Below are 18,237 nucleotides of genomic sequence, written 5' to 3'. Positions count from 1 at the left end.
TGAATAGAATCAATATTTTGAGACAAGTATTCTTGGGCTTCATAAGCTTTATGGCATTCCTGACAGCTATGCCCGTGCAGGCTGCCGATGGTTTGACGGGCAATGACCGCAAGCGTTACGACTACTTCTTTCAGGAGGCGGCCCGTCTTCAGGCTTTGGGTCGTTACGGCGATGCATTCGAGCTTTTTGAGCATGCCCGCAAGATCAATCCACGTGCTGCTGAGGTGTATTTCTATCAGTCGATGTACTATCAGCAGATGAAGCAAGACTCCTTGGCTCAAGACTGTCTGGCGCGTGCCATCACCTTGGCTCCGTCCAATCTTACCTTTCGCGAGCGGATGGCACAGTATTATGTTGCCAACCAGCAGTACGACAAGGCTATCGAAGCTTATGAAGGCATCTTCGCTCAGAATCACGACAATACCGATGCGCTCTATATGCTGTTGCGCCTTTATCAGCAGCAGAAAGAATATCCACAGATGCTGAAAACCCTCAACCGCTTGGAGACAGAAGAGGGCGAGAACGAGAAGTTTACGCTTGAGAAGATGCACATCTACGAGTTGATGAACGATTCCAAGTCAGCCTACAAGGAACTCAAGTCGCTGACCGAGGCGCATCCGCTTGATATGATTTATAAAACCATGTTGGGCAACTGGCTTATGGAACACCAGCGCCGGAAAGAGGCCTACAAGTTGTTTACCCATGTGCTCGAAGAAGAGCCTGACAACTCGTATGCCCAGATGTCGCTCTACGACTATTATAATGCCACCGACCAGAAAGAACAGGCTCACGCCATGCTCGACCGCATTCTGTTGGGCAAGAAGACCGACCTGGATACCAAGTTGATGATGATTCGCTCGTTCATACAGGATAACGAGAGCCATGGTGCCGATTCAACCCAAGTCATCGCTCTTTTCGACAGAATGCTGTCTCAGCCCAAGCCCTCGGCAGACATCGCTGAGTTCCGTGCTGCCTATATGAATATTAAGAAAATGCCGATGGATACGGTCAATGCCGCTTACCGCAAGGTGCTTGAGATAGCTCCCGACCGTAGTGAGTCGCGCATCCAACTCATTCAGAATCTATGGGAAAAGAAAGACTACGACGAGGTTATCCGCCTGTCTAATGCTGCCCATGACTACAATCCGGAAGAGATGGTATTCTATTACTTTGGCGGTATGGCGCACTATATGAAGCATGAGGAAGATGCCACGCTCGAAGAGTTCCGCCGCGGAGTGGGACAGATCAACAGCAAGAGCTCTCCCGATTTGGTGTCCGACCTTTATATGATCATGGGCGACATCCTTCATGGCAAGAACCGTCAGGCAGAAGCTTTTGCCGCTTACGATTCCTGTCTGCATTGGAAACCCGACAATGTTCCAGGACTCAACAATTATGCTTACTACATCAGTCAGACGGGCAAGAACCTGCAGAAGGCAGAGTTGATGAGCTACAAGACCATCAAGGCAGAGCCCAAGAACTCCACCTATCTTGATACTTATGCGTGGATTCTCTTTATGGAGGAACGTTATGCCGAGGCCAAAACCTATATCGACCAAACCTTGGCGTATAGTGATTCAACGGCCGACAACAGTACCGTTATTGAGCATGCAGGCGACATTTATGCTATGAACGGACTTACCGACCAGGCTGTGGCCTACTGGAAGCAGGCACAGAAAGGCAGCCAGGACCCTGATGCTCTGAAGGTGAAAATCGAGTGCAGGAAATATATGACAGAAAGTGAAATCATTAAATATAAGCGAAAATGGAAAAAAACAAAATAATGAAACTGGCAGCATTCTGTCTGCCCTTGATGTTGCTGGCATCGTGTGGCACCAAGAAACAAATTATCTCTGATGGCGTGAGCAACAAGAACTTGCCACATCAGGAGGTGAAAAGTGTAGAGACCGAACGCATGCAGAAACTGGCTTTTGTACAGAAGGTGTCCGACAATCAGGTGTACGCCAAGAACATTACGGGCAGCATAAACTTCACCATCCGCATGGGAGAGAAGAAAATTTCGGTAGATGGTGCGCTTCGAATGCGTAAGGACGATGTGATACGTCTACAGTTGTATGCTCCCATCCTGGGTTTCGAGGTTGGCCGTCTGGAGTTTACCCCCGATTATGTGCTCATCATCGACCGTTATCACAAACAGTATATTAAGGCCGACTATAATCATGTAGACTTCCTGCAGAAGCAGGGCATCAACTTCTATTCGTTGCAGGCGCTGTTCTGGAATCAGCTTCTCTTGCCTGGAGCCAAGCAGGTGAAGGAGTCTGATCTGAAGAAGTTTGATGCCGATTTGGCTGTAGAGGGAAACGAAGTGCCAGTCACCTTGAAGAATGGCAACATGACGTATGCCTGGACTTCCCAGCGTGCCACAGGTCGTATAGACAAAGCCGACGTGGAGTATGTCAGTTCGCAGCATGGCACATCGGGAGTGCATATTCGTTATGACAACTTCCGCGCCGTAGGTGTCAAGATGTTCCCAGCCTTGTTGGATATGACTCTTGTCACTAATGCAACCCGCCAGAAGAAGGAGGTCAATCTCGTTATCAAGATGAACGAGGTGAAGACCGACAGCAACTGGGAGTCGCGTTCCGAAGTTTCGAGCAAGTACAAGCAAGTATCGGCAGAAGACGTGCTGAATAAAATAATGAGTCTGTAAATGAAACGTATATTATTGATTATTCTGGCCTTGTCGTTTGTCTTGACTCCTTATGCGCAGAAGACTGCACAAAGAAAGAAGACTGCCACAACGGCAAGAACGGTAAGAACCCAAAAGAAAACCTCAAAAAAGAAGCCTGTGAAAAGGCGCCAATCCAAGGCTCCCACACGGGCAGAGAAGAAAGCCGCCTATAGCAATGCTTCCATTCGAGGATTGCAGGGACAGCGTGCCAACATACAAAAGAAAATCAAGGAGCAGGAGAGAGCTCTCCGCCGCAATCAGGCCGACGTGAAGAAACGTCTGCAAGACCTCATGGTGCTTAATGGCGAAATCGACCAGCGACAGAAGAACATCGATGGTATACAGCAGGATATCCACCACATCGATGGCAATATCGGCTTGCTTAATACTCAGCTCAAAACCCTTGAACAGCAGTTGCAGGACCGAAAGAACAAGTATATCCGTTCTATGCGCTATATGACCCGTCATCACTCTGTGCAAGACAAGCTCATGTTTATCTTCAGCGCCAAGAACCTTACGCAGATGTATCGCCGCCTGTCGTTCATACGTCAGTATTCTGCCTATCAGAAGGCACAGGGCGAGGCGGTAAAGGCCAAGCAGAAGCAGGTGACCGAGAAGCACAAGCAACTGCAGGTGGTGAAGGGACATAAGAACAACCTTTTATATAAAGGTCAGCAAGAGAAAACTGCGCTCGAAGGCAAGCAGACCGAGCAACAGCAAGTGGTGCAGGGATTGCAGAAGCAACAGAAAACCATTCAGGCTGTTATTGCTGATCAGCGCAAGAAGGATGCTGCTATCAATGCGCAGATTGACCGTCTGATAGCCATTGAGGTAGAGAAAGCGCGTGCCCGTGCGGCAGCTGAGGCTAAGCGTAAGGCTGAAGCTCAGGCGGCAGCGCAGCGTAGGCGTGAGGAACTGGCTCGTCGAAAGGCACAGGCCGAGGCAGAGGCGCGTGAGAATGCCCGCCGTATAGAGGAGGCACGGCGCAAGGAACGTGAGGCCGAGTTGGCTCGTCAGCGTGCTGCAGAAGAGAATCGTAAGGCTCAGGAGTTGGCTCGTAAGGCCCAGGAGGAAGCTCGTCTGCAAGCCGAAAACAGTGCTAAGGCCAGAGCTCAGGATAAGGCACGTGCCCGTGCAGAGAAGGCTGCCCGTGAGGCTGCTGAACAAGCCAACCGACAGGCCAGAGCTGAACAGGCTGCTCGTGAGGCTGAGGCCGACAGACGAGCTGCAGAGTTGAAGGCAAAAACTGATGAGGCACGCAACCGCAAAGAGTTGGCAAGCGCCCGCCGGGAAGCCAATGATGCTGCTACTCTCAGTACGGTAGACCGTATGCTGAGTGGAGGTTTTGAGGCCAACCGTGGTCGCCTTCCTATGCCTATCACAGGAACTTACAAGATAGTGAGTCATTTCGGACAATACAATGTACAGGGTCTTTCCGGCGTTACCCTCGACAATAAGGGTATCAACCTTTTGGGCAAACCCGGTTGCGTGGCTCGTAGCATCTACGATGGTGAGGTAAGTGCCGTCTTTGGTTATGGAGGCATGTGGAATGTCCTTGTCCGCCATGGTGCCTATATCTCTGTATATTGTAACCTCAAGTCGGTGAGTGTTCACAAGGGCCAGAAGGTAAGTACCCGTCAGGCTTTAGGTGCCGTGGGTGCCGACAACATCCTGCAGTTCCAGTTGCGCAAGGAAACAGCCAAACTCAATCCCGAGGCATGGCTTGCCCGTTAATGTAAACTTCTCTAACTTCCGTACATGCGAAAGTTAGATTAAAATATTCTTTGAAGGAGAGGTAGTACTTACTTGCCCAAGTGAGCACTACCTCTTTTTTGTATTGCTTCAATAATATGGTGGATTTCCTTGAAACCGTGCAAACGATTGCTCATGGAATAAGCGTTTTTTTCCTGATAAACTTAGTGGTCTATCAAAACTTATTTCTATTTTTGCCAACGTTTGAACTAATAACTTATCAACTTAACATATTATTTTATGCAAAAATTTTCTACGATGCTTTGTACTTTGGCAATGCTTTTCGGCATGATGATGGCTCCGGGAAATGCTCTCGCTGCTGTTACCGCCGATGATTATACGCCAATAGTTACAGAAAATGAGATCTCCGTGTTCTTGGAGACAAGTTATGATAATGCCAAGATTTGGGCCTGGAATGACAAGGTAAAACAGTTTACTACTGCTGCTTGGCCTGGAGATGCCATGACCCTGGTGGGAACTAAAGGTGGCAAGAATGTCTTTAAATGGACATATACAGCTGGTACTGAAATTCCTACTGGTGTGATTTTTACTCATGATGGTGAGCAGAAACTGAATGGCGGTGATCAGGAATTCAAGAATCATGGTTATTACGTAGAAGGTAAATATGAAAAGACGATTACCCCAGGCCCTGAAGGCAAGGTAATGGTCTTCTTCGATAATTCCACAGCCAACCTCGCAGATGTATATTGCTATATCTACGACGGTACAAAGGCGGCTCAGGAATGGCCTGGATTGAAGATGAGTCTTGACAACGAGACTGAGAACAATGGCAAGAAGGGCTATTATACAGTAGAAGTCCCTGCTGCTTTTGTCACAGGCTATTTCGTAATCAACAACGGACAGAATGGCTCTGTTCTCACAGGCGAGACGGTTTATGTAAACGGACAGGCTACGTCTATCGAAAACACCGTTCTTCAGGAGGTGCAGAAGGCAGAGAATAATGCTTGGTACACCTTGACAGGTATGCGTATCAGCAAGCCTGCTCAGCCAGGTCTCTATATTCACAATGGTAAGAAAGTAATCATCAGAAAATAATAGCAGATTATGAAAAAGACAATCAATTATGGTCTCCTGATGTTGGTGATGCTGTTCAGCATGGCATCCAACATCTTTGCAGACAACAAATACGGTCTTAAAGACAATATTCAGGATGGTGTCATCCTTCATTGTTTCGACTGGACGTTGGCAGATATCCAGGAAGAAATTCCTAATATCGCCAAGGCAGGCTTTACTGCCGTTCAGACATCTCCTGTTCATGAGAGAGCAGGTAAAGGATCCGTTTGGTATGATGTTTATCGTCCATACGACTTTAAGATAGGTAATGGACTTGGTTCTGAAGCAGACCTGAAGGCTCTCTGTGCTAAGGCTCATGAGTATGGTGTTAAGGTGATTGTGGATGTTGTTGCCAATCATACCGATTATGGTAACGTGGCTGAACGCTTACTGGATGAGAGTCTTTATCATGAACGATTTGGTGTGGGTAACTGGCACGACCGCCATCAGGTTACATTTGGTATGATTGGAATGTGGGACCTCGATACCAACAATCCTACTGTGCAAGCCATCATCAAACAGTACATTCAGGACTTGAAAGCCTGTGGCGTGGATGGTATCCGTTGGGATGCTATCAAGCACATCGGCTTGCCTTCTGAGGGTGACTCTTTTATGCAGAATGTGGTGGATCAGGAGATGTACAACTATGGTGAGATCCTTGACAGTACTGGTGGTGATGATAATGTCCTTTTCCCAGAGTATCAGACCTACATGAGCATTACTGATAATGGTTATGGTAATGGATTTGCCAATTCCTTTGCCGGTGGTTCTATCAACGAGTCAGTAGGTAATTTCAATCAGAGAAAGGCAAAGACAGAAAAGTTGGTTTATTGGGGTGAAAGCCATGATACTTATGCCAACGATGGTGGTGAGTCAAAGAATAAAAGCCAGAATGTTATCGACCGTGCGTATGCTGTTGTTGCAGGTAACAATGGAGCTACCGCTCTTTATTTCTCCCGTCCTGCTCAGAAGGCAAAGAATGATATCAGATTTGGCGATAAGGGAAGTGTTCACTTCAAAGATGCCGAAGTGGCTCAGGTAAACCACATGCACAATGTTTGTGCCGGCGAGCCTAACTATTATGTAAAAGGTAATGGCGTTTGTGCTCAGGTTCGTAAGAGTGGCGCTATTATCGTATTGGGAAGTGGTTCTGACCGTGACGTGACTGTAGCCAATGGTGCTGGCGACGGCAAGTGGCTCAAGTCTGGTACTTATAAGGATATGGTAGGCGGTGGTGCTTTCACCGTCAATGCTTCTACAATCTCTGGTCATGTTGGCGAGTCAGGTATTGCTGTCATCTATAATGCTGGTCCTGTCGTGCTGACTCCTGAGGTTGTTTTCAATCCAGCTGATGGTACAGCCTTCTCTGATGAGTCTCTCACTGTGACTGCTACTCCTTTGAATGCTGTTTCTGCCTGGATTCAGGTGAATGATGGTGCTAAGCAGACTTTTACTGCAGCCAAGCAGTTTACTGTAGGTGCTGATGTTGCCTATGGTAAGAATGTCACTATCACTTGGGGTGCAACCGACAAGGAAGGCAAGACAGAAACAGGTTCGGTCACTTACAAGAAGGTGAAGGCTTACGTTCCAGAATTGGGTAAGGCTGATGAAATCTCCTGTTTCTTGGAGACATCTAATGCGGCAGCAGCCGTATATGTATGGAATGACAAGGTTAGTCCTGTAATTCAGCATGCTGGTGCATGGAATGATGCTATCAATAAAAAGTTGCCTCTTGTAGGTAAGAGTGTTTCTGGAAAGAATGTCTTCAAGTGGACTTATGATGGCACCGAGACAAGTGCTCCTACTCAAATCATTTTCTTGGATGGTAATGGAAATAAGATAACTGCTGACGTGGAGTTTGTCAACCACGGCTACTATGTTGACGGAACATACAGCAATACTGTGACCAAGGTACATGAAGATGAGATCGTTGATCCAGAGTATGTTTACTTCGATAACGCTTCCAACTGGGAGAATGTGTATTGCTACTTCTATAATGGTAAAACATCTTCTTCTGTATGGCCAGGTGTAAAGATGACTTACGATGCTTCTGCTTCTCATAATGGTAAGACAGGATGGTATAAGGCAACGATTCCTACAGCATACCTCAATGCTAAGTTCTTTATCAACGATGGTACTCCTGGTACTGCTATCAATGGCGCAAATGCTTCTGCTGAAAAGGTAGTAAACAAAGGTGCTGTAGTGGCACCAACTCCAAACCCAGAACCAGAGCCTGAGCCAACTCCAGAACCAGAGCCAGAGCCAACTCCAACTCCAGAACCAGAGCCAACTCCAACTCCAGAACCAGAGCCAACTCCAACTCCAACACCTACCCCTGATCCACAGAATCTGGATGCTCAGTATCAGACCAATCCAAATGGTGCAGGTGTTAAGAAAACCATTACTGTAGATGGTGACATCAGCGATTGGGATGAGAGTATGATTATAGCACAGGGTGCTGCCAATGACGACCCACGTGTATATATGGATGCTTCCATGCACGAGATTCCTGTCGATCTCTATGCGCTTTATGGTTGCTATGACGACAATAACCTCTATCTGATGTGGGAGATGACCAATGTTCAGGATGTGGTAGCTCCAGAAGCTGATTACCCACTCAGTAATAATGGTGTCCTGTTCCCTAATTACAATATGCCATTCTTTATCGGCATCAACACAAACAATGCCTCTACAAGAATAGGTAATAGTTGCAAGACTACAGCGGGTGGTACTCTTTGGGATAGTGGTATTACTTGCGAAAGCCCAGTTAACAAGGTGGTGGTTTTCTCAACCAATAACACCAATGGTCCATTCATTTATGGTGGAAGCAGCGCAGGACTGAATGCTTTGGAAGAGGTTGCCTATAAAGAGACAGGTGTTGTTGTGAAGTATGGTATGGGTATTCTCAGCAAGACGATAAAGGGTATTAAAGAATGTTATGGAGAGTCACAGAACCGTCTTGTCGGTGATATGACAAAGGGTACATCTACTTATGTCGATTTCAATACCTTAGGACACGAGTCTTCCAAATACGATTTCCATTATGAAATCTCGATTCCTTTAGCTAAGCTTGGTGTTACAGCTGCCGATGTGGCAAGCAAGGGATTGGGTGTGATGTTAGTAGCTACCTTTGGTACAAGTGGTATGGACAGTCTGCCTTACGACACAAGTATGAGTGACAATGCCGATCAGCCTTATTCTAAGGATCCTTCTACTACATACGAGAAGGAAGATGCCGACAATATCACCGTTCCTTTCGCTTATATTGGTAAGTCCTTGTAATGTCATATATATTAAGGTATAATAGATGAATAGAGTAGAGCTCTTAGATGGCAGCGCCATCTAAGAGCTCTTTGTATTTGGCGATAGCATCAGCTATTTCGCTGATTTTGATAAACTCGTCTGCAGAATGGGAGCGGGAGGATTCGCCCGGACCTAACTTGAACGAAGGGAAGTGCATCAGCGCCTGGTCGCTAAGGGTAGGACTACCGAAAGGTTTCATTCCCATGGCTACACATTTCTTAATAAGAGGATGCTCAGGATCAATACGGGATGATTTTAGACGGAAACTGTGAGCTTTTACTTCGCTCTTCAAGTGCTGGCAGATAAAATGATACAACTCCTCATTGTCGTAGAACTCATTGGTGCGGATATCCACCAGCATGGTGCAGGTGTCGGGAATCACATTGTGCTGGGTTCCTGCGTTGACTACGGTAAGTGTCATCTTGGTAGAACCTAAGAAAGGACTCACCTTCTCAAACTTGTAATCACGAATCCAGCGCATGTCATCCAATGCCTCATAGATAGCGTTTACTCCTTCGTTTCGGGCTGCATGTCCGCTTTTTCCGTGCGCTATCACGTCTAATACCATCAGTCCCTTCTCTGCCACGGCAGGCTGCATGCCCGTAGGCTCACCCACAATAGCCATGTCGATTTTTGGCAAGAGAGGCAAGGCTCGGCTGATGCCGTCTTTGCCAGACACTTCCTCTTCGGCCGATGCTAAATAGATAAGGTTGTAGTTCTGTGTTTTCTCTGTCAGCATCCGGAAAGTCTGCAGTAGTGAGCACAGACCGCCTCCACAGTCGTTGCTGCCCAGACCATAAAGCGTGTCGCTCTCTATTGTAGGAGCAAAGGGATCGCGCCTCCATGAATCGACAGGCTTCACGGTGTCTATATGGGCATTGAGTAGCAAAGTGGGCTTCTGCTCGTCGAAGTGTGGGTCAATCACCCATACATTGTTGGCTTCACGATGTGGCGTGAAACCATAGTTGCGAAGGGCTTTCTCCATAATGTTGGCGGCATCTTTCTCGTTGCGACTTGTCGAAGGGGTAGCAATCAGCTGGCTGAGCAACCCGATGGCGTCTCTTACATATTCCTCTTGTGTCATCATATCTGTCTCTCTTAGTCTTATTTGTGATGCAAAGTTAAGCTAAAACGGGATAAGGACAAAATAAAATTCCGATTTATTTTGTTTTCTTAATGTTTTCTATTATCTTTGCATCCAATAATTAAACATTATGCTTATGCAAGTCAAAAGTCATCTTTCGGTACTGATTCACGATTTGGCCAATAAATATGGCGATAAAACTGCACTTACGTTCAAGAAGTTTGGCAGCGACAAGTGGCAGTCTGTGTCATGGAATCAGTTTTCGCTGAGAGTGAAACAAGTGAGCAATGCTTTGCTGAACATCGGTGCAAAGCCGCATGACAAGATTGCTGTTTTCTCCCAGAATTGCGTGCATTATCTCTATACCGACTTTGGTGCTTATGGCATCAAGGTGTGCTCGATTCCATTCTATGCTACCAGCAGCGAGCAGCAGATACAATATATGATTAACGACGGACAGGTGCGCTTCCTTTTTGTAGGCGAGCAGGACCAGTACGACAAGGCACATCGTGTCTTTGCTCTCTGTCCTTCGTTGGAGCGTATCATCATCTTCGACTCCAGCGTGCGCATCAGTACTCACGACCCGGCTGCCCTTTACTTCAAGGATTTCATCAAGTTGGGCGAGAACCTGCCTCGACAGACTGAGGTGGAGACTTTGTATCAGTCGGCAAGCATGGATGATATGGCTAACATCCTTTATACCAGTGGTACTACCGGTGACAGCAAGGGAGTCATGCTGACCTATGGACAGTATGATGCTGCCCTGAGAGCCAACGACGAGGTAGTGCCTGTCTCTGAGAAAGACCGTGTCATCAACTTCCTACCATTTACCCATATCTTTGAGCGTGGATGGGCTTACCTCTGTTTGAGCGAGGGAGCACAGTTGATTATCAACACTTATCCGCACGAGATTCAGGAGAGCATGCGCCAGGTACATCCTACCTGTATGAGCAGCGTGCCCCGCTTCTGGGAGAAGGTGTATATAGCCGTAAAGGCCAAGATGGATGAGGCTGGTTCTGTACAGAAGAAACTTTTCTATCATGCCCTTGCCGTAGGTCGCAAGCGCAACATAGAGTATATTGCCAATGGCAAGCGTCCTCCTTTGACACTCGAGTTGGAATATAAGATTATCAACAAGACCATCCTGAGCATGGTGCGTAAGCAGTTGGGCTTGGAACATCCTAATATCTTCCCTACGGCAGGTGCCTATGTGAGTCCGGAAGTCGAGGAGTTTGTCCTCTCTATCGGAATTGGCATGGTCGTAGGCTATGGCTTGACCGAGAGTCTTGCTACGGTATCTTGTGTGCATCTCGACAAGAAGTTTACCATCGGTTCTGTTGGTCGCCCTATCTCCAGCATCCAGATCAAGATAGGTGAGGACAACGAGATATTGCTCAAGGGTCCAACCATTACAAAGGGATATTATCATCGCGACACCACCAATGCCAAGGTGTTCGACGAGGAGGGCTTCTTCCGTACTGGCGATGCCGGATATATGAAGGACGGCGAGTTGTTCCTCACCGAGCGTATCAAGGACTTGTTCAAGACATCCAATGGTAAGTATATCGCTCCACAGCAGGTGGAGGCGCTGTTGCTTGTTGACAAGTTTATCGACCAGGTGGCAGTCATTGCAGACCAGCGCAAGTTTGTGTCTGCACTCATCGTACCGGAGTTCCGCCTTGTAGAGGAATGGGCACGTGAGCATCATATCGCCTTTAGCAGTCGTGAGGATCTTTGTGCCAACGAGCAGGTGAAGAAGATGTTGCAGGAGCGTGTCAATACCCTGCAGCAGCAGTTGGCCTATTACGAGCAGATCAAGCGCATCACCCTCTTGCCCCATCACTTCTCTATGGAGTCGGGCGAGTTGACCAACACGCTGAAGATTCGTCGCCCTATTATCAATAAGAACTATCAGGCAGAGATTGACAAGATGTATGAGGAGTAACATGCAGCATAAGGCTGTTGGCTATAACTTCTAACGACCGAAGGAGTGATAACTTCTTTAACTTCTATAACTTCTGAACTTTTCAGAGTTCAATAATTTATAATAAATTAATGATAACAGCTGACCAATTGAAGGATGTGATGGAGCGCGCTGACGCCCTGCATCGCTATCTCAATATAGACCAGAAACAGGTGGAGCTCGAGGAAGAAGAACTCCGCACACAGGCTCCCGATTTCTGGGAGGACCCAAAGTATGCCCAGGAACAGATGAAGAAAGTGAAGGGTATACAGAAGTGGATAGACGGCTACAAGGCCGTGCGCCAGTATGCAGACGAGCTGCAGTTGGCTTTCGACTTCTACAAAGACGAAATGGTGACCGAGGAAGAGGTGGATGCCGACTACGACAAGGCCATCAAGGCCATTGAGGATTTGGAACTGAAGAACATGTTGCGCCAGAAGGAAGACCCGATGGACTGTGTGCTGAAGATCAACTCAGGTGCCGGTGGTACTGAGAGTCAGGACTGGGCTTCCATGCTGATGCGTATGTATATGCGCTGGGCTGAGGCTCATGGCTACAAAGTGACCATTACCGATATGCAGGAAGGCGATGAGGCTGGCATCAAGAGTGTTACCATGACGATAGAAGGAAACGAGTATGCCTATGGCTATCTGAAGAGCGAGAATGGTGTGCATCGCCTGGTGCGTGTGTCGCCTTTCAATGCTCAGGGCAAGCGTATGACCAGTTTCGCAAGTGTCTTCGTTACGCCTTTGGTCGACGAGACTATTGAGGTATATGTAGACCCAGCCAAGTTGTCTTGGGATACTTTCCGCTCCAGTGGAGCCGGAGGTCAGAATGTCAACAAGGTAGAGTCGGGTGTTCGTCTACGTTATTGGTATACAGATCCCGACACAGGCGAGGAAGAGGAAATCCTCATCGAGAATACCGAGACGCGCGACCAGCCTAAGAACCGTGCCAAGGCTCTGCTTCTCTTGAAAAGTCAACTCTACGACCGCGCCATGAAGAAGCGCCTTGAGGCGAAGGCGAAGATAGAGGCAGGCAAGAAGAAGATAGAGTGGGGAAGCCAGATACGCAGTTATGTGTTCGATGACCGTCGTGTCAAGGACCATCGCACCAACTATCAGACTTCCGATGTCGATGGCGTGATGGATGGCAAGATAGACGGATTCATCAAGGCTTACCTGATGGAGTTCCCCTCTGAGAATGAAGAATAAGAGAATGTAGAATAGTAATAACCTAATAATATAGAACGACTATGAGTAGTAACAAAGAATTAAGAAAGTCAAAGCATGCAGCTTACGAGAAGAAGCAGGCTGAAAAGGGTGAGAGAATCATCAAGTGGATATTTTTCGTGCTGATAGCATTGGCCATTTGTTTTGCCATCTATTCGGCTACCATCGTGTAACGGAACATATCCTGATATAACAGAAAATAAAACAATGAGTGGACTGGAAATAGAGAGAAAGTTCCTTGTCAAGAAAGGCGACGCATACAAGAGCGCCGCCTTTTCTGATAGTCATATTCAGCAGGGCTATATTCCTGCGAAGGGAGCTACGGTGAGAGTGCGCACACGCGACGACAAGGCTTACCTTACCATCAAGGGCAAGTCGGTGAATGGCGGTATGACGCGTTATGAGTTCGAGAAAGAGATAACCCTCGATGAGGCACAGCATCTGCTGCAGTTGTGCCAGGGTGGCGTCATCGACAAGCGTCGCTATCTGGTAAAAAGTGGCAACCATGTCTTTGAGGTCGACGAGTTCTATGGCGACAACCAGGGACTGGTCATGGCAGAGGTGGAACTGGACAGTGAGGATGAGGCCTACGAGAAGCCCGACTTCATAGGTCGTGAGGTGACGGGCGACAAGCGCTTCTATAACTCTCACCTCTTGATAAATCCCTTTTCTAAGTGGCGTGAAAGTCTGCCAAAAGAATAGGTTTTTTACTAATTTTGCATTTTTACTTTCAATTTATACGTTTATATGCAAAATATTTTATAATTTTGCAGTCGTATTATAGAGAAAGGATAAAAATGACAGAATTAGATAGAGGTAGTTTTGGTAGCAAGATAGGATTGATTCTTGCTACTGCGGGTGGTGCTGTAGGTTTAGGCAATGTATGGCGCTTCCCTTATATGGCAGGCCAGGAAGGTGGCGCAGCCTTCATCTTGGTTTATATAGGGTGTATGCTTCTTTTGGGCATCCCCTGTATGATTTCCGAGTTTATCATAGGCCGTCATGGCGCTTCAAATACAGCCCGTGCCTATACCAAGCTGTCGAGAGGCAAGGCCTGGAAGTGGGTGGGCTACTTGGAGGTGCTTACCGGTTTCCTTATTACGGGCTATTATGCCGTTGTGTCGGGTTGGTGTCTACAATATGTGTATGCCAGCATCATGGGCGAGCTGCATGGCGACCCAACCTTTGTGGCAGAGTACTTCAAGGAGTTCTCTGCCGATCCTGTACGACCTGTCATGTGGACGGTAGTCATCTTTCTGATTTGTCATTTTGTGATTATCCATGGTGTTCGTGGAGGTATCGAGAAGGCGTCAAAGATTATGATGCCCGTCTTGTTCATCCTCCTGCTTATCATCGTGGTGGCTGCCTGCCTGTTGCCTAATGCCGGAAAGGGCGTTGAGTTCTTGCTGAAGCCCGACTTCTCCAAGGTGGACAACGGCGTTTTCTTGGGTGCCTTGGGGCAGTCGTTCTATTCGCTCAGCATCGGTATGGGTTGTATCTGTACCTATGCTTCCTACTTCAGCCGACAGACCAATCTGTTCAAGACCGCTCTGCAGATATCAGTCATCGATTTCATGGTGGCTATACTTGCCGGACTGATGATCTTCCCTGCGGCTTTCTCTGTGGGTGTCTCGCCCGATAGTGGCCCGTCACTCATCTTCATCACTCTGCCCAATGTCTTTAATGAGGCTTTCGCGGCAGTTCCTGTCCTGGGCTGGATAATCTCGCTGTTGTTTTATGTTCTTTTGTCCTTGGCGGCTCTTACATCGCTCATGTCACTCCATGAGGTCAACACCTCTTTCTTCTATGAGGAGCTGAAGGTAGGCCGCAAGAGTGGCGCTTTGATTGTCACCGTGTCTTGTGCGGTGATAGGTGCTTTCTGCTCGCTGTCTTTAGGGGCTACAGATGCGCTCACGTTTGCCGGCAAGTCGTTGTTCGACTGGTTCGACTTTGTCACGGGGCAGGTGTTCCTGCCTGTAGCAGGCTTCCTTACCTGTCTGTTCATAGGCTGGTATGTGCCCAAGAAGCTGGTCAGGGACGAGTTTACCAACTGGGGAACATTGAAGGGAAATCTCTTCTTCGTCTATCTGTTCTTGGTGCGTTTCGTGTGCCCGGTACTCATCCTTTTGGTGTTCCTCAATCAGTTGGGACTTCTCGAAGGCATCCTGTAAAGGGGTAAATCAATCATATCAACCATATAAAAAAGAGAGAAAATGGAAAACAGCAGAGGCAGCTTTGGCAGCAAGTTGGGCGTGATCCTTGCCACGGCAGGATCGGCAGTGGGCTTGGGCAATATATGGCGCTTTCCCTATATGACAGGGCAGAATGGTGGCGCAGCCTTCATTCTTATCTATCTGGTGTGTATCTTTATGTTGGGCATTCCCGGCATGGTGGCTGAGTTTATCATCGGTCGTCATTCTGCTGCCAATGCTGCGCGGTCGTACAAGAATCTTTCCAACGGCAAGCCCTGGGGCGTTATCGGCTACATGGGTGTCTTTACTTCAATGATTATCCTGGGCTTCTATGCGGTGGTGGCTGGCTGGTGCCTACAGTATCTTTATGCCAGCATCATGGCCGAGGTGCAGGGCGATGCCAATTTCGTAAAGGAGTACTTTGCCTCTTTCTCTTCGGATGCGGTGCGGCCCACTTTGTGGACCATCGCCTTCATCCTGCTGACTCATGTGGTCGTGGTCAAGGGTGTACGCAATGGTATAGAGCGTGCTTCCAAGATACTGATGCCCCTGCTCTTTGTGCTGTTGGTGGTGCTGGTAGTTGCTTCCTGCTCTTTGCAGGGAGCCTGGAAGGGTGTGGAGTTCTTGCTGAAGCCCGACTTCTCTAAGGTAGATCCGAATGTGATGATAGAGGCTTTGGGACAGGCTTTCTTCTCGCTGAGTCTTGGCACGGCCTGTCTTTGTACCTATGCCTCCTATTTCAGCCGTCAGACCAATCTCCTCAAGACTGCCACACAGATAGCTTTCCTCGATACGCTGATAGCCATCCTGGCAGGACTGATGATCTTTCCTGCAGCCTTCTCCGTGGGCGTGCAGCCCGACAGCGGTCCTTCGCTTATCTTCATCACCCTGCCCAATGTGTTCAATGAGGCTTTTGCCTCCATGCCTGTGGTGGGTTATGTCATCTCGGTGCTTTTCTATGCCCTGCTTGTATTGGCGGCGCTTACCTCCACCATCTCCATGCACGAGATAGGTACGGCTTTCTTCTATGAGGAGATGCATATTTCCCGCCGTGGCGGAGCCTGGATAGAGACGGTGGCTTGTTGTGTGATAGGTGTCTTCTGTGCCTTGTCTTGCGGTGCGGTTCCCGAACTCACCTTCTTTGGCAAGTCGTTCCTCAACTGTTGCGACAACTTCACGGCACAATGGCTCATGCCGATGGCTTCTTTCTTTACCTGTATCTTTGTGGGATGGTATATTCCAAAGAAAGTGGTGCATGACGAGTTTACCAATTGGTCAACCCTTCGTGGCACGTTCTTTGGCGTTTATCTTTTCATGGTACGTTTCGTCTGCCCTCTCTGCATCCTCATTATTTTCCTGCATCAGTTGGGTGTACTTTAATGCTTCGTCTGTCATTTGTCAATCTTCGTACCTTACGTGAAACAAGTTCGTATCTTATTCGTACGACACGTAAGGTTCCAGACGTTCTATCTGTGCAGGAGGAAAAGTCTTGAGGAGCGATAGCTGCTGCAGGCTCTTGATGGGACCGTGCAGCCGGCGATAGTCGCAGATGTCGCGTGCCTGGTAGAAGTTGAGATAGGGATGTCGGCGAAGCTGACTCATCGTGAGCTTGTTGATCTTCAGTTTCGTTATCTTGTCTTTCTCTACTTGCATGAATGACAGCGCCTCCTCAGGGAAACCTTCTATCTCCAATAGTTGGTTGGCATTGACGTATCCACCCAAGCGTTCCCGGTATCTCACGATGGCACGCGAGTATGCGCTGCCGATACCTGGAATCTTCTTCAGCTCGGTGGTGTCGGCAGAGTTTAGGCTGACATGCTCGCCAGCTTTCAACTTCTGTGGATAACTGTAAATCTTCTCTTCGCCTTTCTCGCCTGTGGCTTGGCCTTTCTCCGTTTTCCCTTCTTCTCTCGCTTGTCGGCTGTAAGCATAGTCTTTTTGCTGTCCGTAGTAGTCGGCTGCCGGTCGGTAGTCTTCACCTATTATTATATAGGGGCGTAAGGTCTCGTATTGTTTCTTGGTGAGACCATAAAGACGGGCAAAGTCTTCGGGCCGTCTGTAGATACCGCCCTTGGCACGGTAGCGGTAGATGTTTCTCACCTGCCATTCCTGCAACCCCAGCCTGAGCAGGTCGGTGCTGTCGGCAGTATTGGGATCGAAGGCGAAGACTTCGTGTATCTCTTCGTCTACCTTATAATATAAAGGATGTTCCTTGTCTACGCGTTCCGGGTGCTTGGTGAGGGTAGAGTCGGCAGCTCCATAGCTGGAACCGTCGTCCTCGCCTCCGATGAAGATAATAAGTGAGCAAATGATAGCTATTATCATCAATATGACGATAATTGCGTTTCGATCGTTGCGTTGAAGATAGAATATACTTCTCATAAAAGTCGGGATTAGGCGACTCGAACGCCCGACCCCTACGTCCCGAACGTAGTGCGCTACCAACTGCGCTAAATCCCGATAGGTTTTTTCTAAAACCTCTTGCAAAGATAAGAAAATAGGATGAAAAGTCCAAGTAATATGTCTTTTTTTTGCTTTTTTGAAAGAAAGTTGCTGAAATATTTGCAAGAACCAAAATAAAATGTTACCTTTGCACCCGCAAATAAGGCTTCTCGCCTTGTGAGGCATAAATTATAATGGTGCCATAGCTCAGTTGGTAGAGCAAAGGACTGAAAATCCTTGTGTCCCCGGTTCGATTCCTGGTGGTACCACACAAAAGGCTGACTTTCTTACGAGAGTCAGCCTTTTTGTTTCTCTTCAAGCAGGATACCCAAAATATTTCTTACGCTCCTTTTGTTGTTCTTCTTCGGAAGTTGTAACGGCTCACCCGATATATCTAGGGGAAATTTTTTTGATTCTACAGAAAAATTTATACCTTTGCACCATGAACAATCAAGGACTATTATCATTGGCACAGTTGATACTGCCATCAGAGATACTTTCAA

14 protein-coding genes and 2 tRNA genes are annotated in these 18,237 nt (G+C 47.7%); 12 read left to right on the top strand and 4 right to left on the bottom strand.

Annotated features, from left to right (window positions below; genetic code table 11):
* Positions 1–17: 17 nt before the first annotated feature.
* The 5 genes from F7D20_RS09040 (at position 18) to F7D20_RS09020 (ending at position 8,800) form a co-directional block, all read left to right on the top strand.
* Positions 18–1,784: a tetratricopeptide repeat protein gene (locus tag F7D20_RS09040; RefSeq protein ID WP_228114157.1), complete on the top strand. Its 1,767-nt coding sequence runs from the start codon at positions 18–20 to the stop codon at positions 1,782–1,784.
* Entirely contained in the window at positions 1,766–2,671 is a 906-nt protein-coding gene (locus tag F7D20_RS09035; protein ID WP_228114156.1) for a DUF4292 domain-containing protein, read from the top strand. The genes F7D20_RS09040 and F7D20_RS09035 overlap by 19 nt, the downstream gene beginning before the upstream one ends.
* On the top strand, positions 2,672–4,426 hold the full coding sequence (locus tag F7D20_RS09030; protein ID WP_158463763.1) for a peptidoglycan DD-metalloendopeptidase family protein: 1,755 nt from the start codon (positions 2,672–2,674) through the stop codon (positions 4,424–4,426). It abuts the gene before it with no gap.
* Positions 4,427–4,684: 258 nt separating this feature from the next.
* Positions 4,685–5,500, top strand: a complete 816-nt coding sequence (locus F7D20_RS09025; RefSeq protein ID WP_158463762.1) for a starch-binding protein — start codon at positions 4,685–4,687, stop codon at positions 5,498–5,500.
* Between the two features lie 9 nt (positions 5,501–5,509).
* A complete protein-coding gene (locus F7D20_RS09020; RefSeq protein ID WP_158463761.1) occupies positions 5,510–8,800 on the top strand; it encodes an alpha-amylase family glycosyl hydrolase in 3,291 nt (1,096 codons plus the stop codon).
* A gap of 43 nt (positions 8,801–8,843) precedes the next feature.
* Here F7D20_RS09020 and F7D20_RS09015 read toward each other — a convergent pair whose 3' ends face one another.
* The gene (locus F7D20_RS09015) at positions 8,844–9,908 is read right to left on the bottom strand and encodes a M20 family metallo-hydrolase (RefSeq protein WP_158463760.1); all 1,065 of its coding nucleotides are present in this window, start codon (positions 9,906–9,908) and stop codon (positions 8,844–8,846) included.
* Between the two features lie 133 nt (positions 9,909–10,041).
* Between F7D20_RS09015 and F7D20_RS09010 the strand changes: the two genes are divergently transcribed.
* The 6 genes from F7D20_RS09010 (at position 10,042) to F7D20_RS08990 (ending at position 16,672) form a co-directional block, all read left to right on the top strand.
* Complete coding sequence (locus tag F7D20_RS09010; RefSeq protein ID WP_158463759.1) at positions 10,042–11,850, top strand: AMP-dependent synthetase/ligase; 1,809 nt, start codon at positions 10,042–10,044, stop codon at positions 11,848–11,850.
* A 110-nt stretch (positions 11,851–11,960) separates the two neighbouring features.
* Positions 11,961–13,082 (top strand): peptide chain release factor 2, encoded by a 1,122-nt coding sequence (prfB, locus tag F7D20_RS09005; protein ID WP_158463758.1) that lies wholly within the window; start codon positions 11,961–11,963, stop codon positions 13,080–13,082.
* 41 nt (positions 13,083–13,123) lie between these two features.
* Positions 13,124–13,273: a hypothetical protein gene (locus F7D20_RS12940; protein ID WP_022252096.1), complete on the top strand. Its 150-nt coding sequence runs from the start codon at positions 13,124–13,126 to the stop codon at positions 13,271–13,273.
* Positions 13,274–13,307: 34 nt separating this feature from the next.
* On the top strand, positions 13,308–13,802 hold the full coding sequence (locus F7D20_RS09000; RefSeq protein WP_158463757.1) for a CYTH domain-containing protein: 495 nt from the start codon (positions 13,308–13,310) through the stop codon (positions 13,800–13,802).
* A 95-nt stretch (positions 13,803–13,897) separates the two neighbouring features.
* Positions 13,898–15,271 carry a sodium-dependent transporter gene (locus F7D20_RS08995; RefSeq protein WP_158463756.1) on the top strand — a complete coding sequence of 458 codons (1,374 nt, stop codon included), beginning with the start codon at positions 13,898–13,900 and terminating at the stop codon, positions 15,269–15,271.
* A gap of 42 nt (positions 15,272–15,313) precedes the next feature.
* A complete protein-coding gene (locus F7D20_RS08990) occupies positions 15,314–16,672 on the top strand; it encodes a sodium-dependent transporter (protein WP_158463755.1) in 1,359 nt (452 codons plus the stop codon).
* Positions 16,673–16,726: 54 nt separating this feature from the next.
* Here the strand turns inward: F7D20_RS08990 and F7D20_RS08985 are convergent, their stop codons facing one another.
* Both F7D20_RS08985 and F7D20_RS08980 read right to left on the bottom strand, forming a co-directional pair.
* A complete protein-coding gene (locus tag F7D20_RS08985) occupies positions 16,727–17,674 on the bottom strand; it encodes a helix-hairpin-helix domain-containing protein (RefSeq protein ID WP_158463754.1) in 948 nt (315 codons plus the stop codon).
* Between the two features lie 5 nt (positions 17,675–17,679).
* Positions 17,680–17,752, bottom strand: a tRNA-Pro gene (locus tag F7D20_RS08980).
* 178 nt (positions 17,753–17,930) lie between these two features.
* Between F7D20_RS08980 and F7D20_RS08975 the strand changes: the two genes are divergently transcribed.
* Positions 17,931–18,003 (top strand) — tRNA-Phe (locus tag F7D20_RS08975).
* Between the two features lie 27 nt (positions 18,004–18,030).
* On the opposite strand, the gene F7D20_RS13080 is transcribed toward F7D20_RS08975, so the two are convergent.
* Positions 18,031–18,237 (bottom strand): hypothetical protein (locus F7D20_RS13080; RefSeq protein WP_228114155.1); only part of this gene is annotated, 207 nt, incomplete at its 5' end.

This window comes from Segatella copri (assembly GCF_009495355.1).
In the GTDB taxonomy this organism is placed as follows: domain Bacteria; phylum Bacteroidota; class Bacteroidia; order Bacteroidales; family Bacteroidaceae; genus Prevotella.
This window is presented reverse-complemented; position numbering and strand designations above follow the sequence as displayed.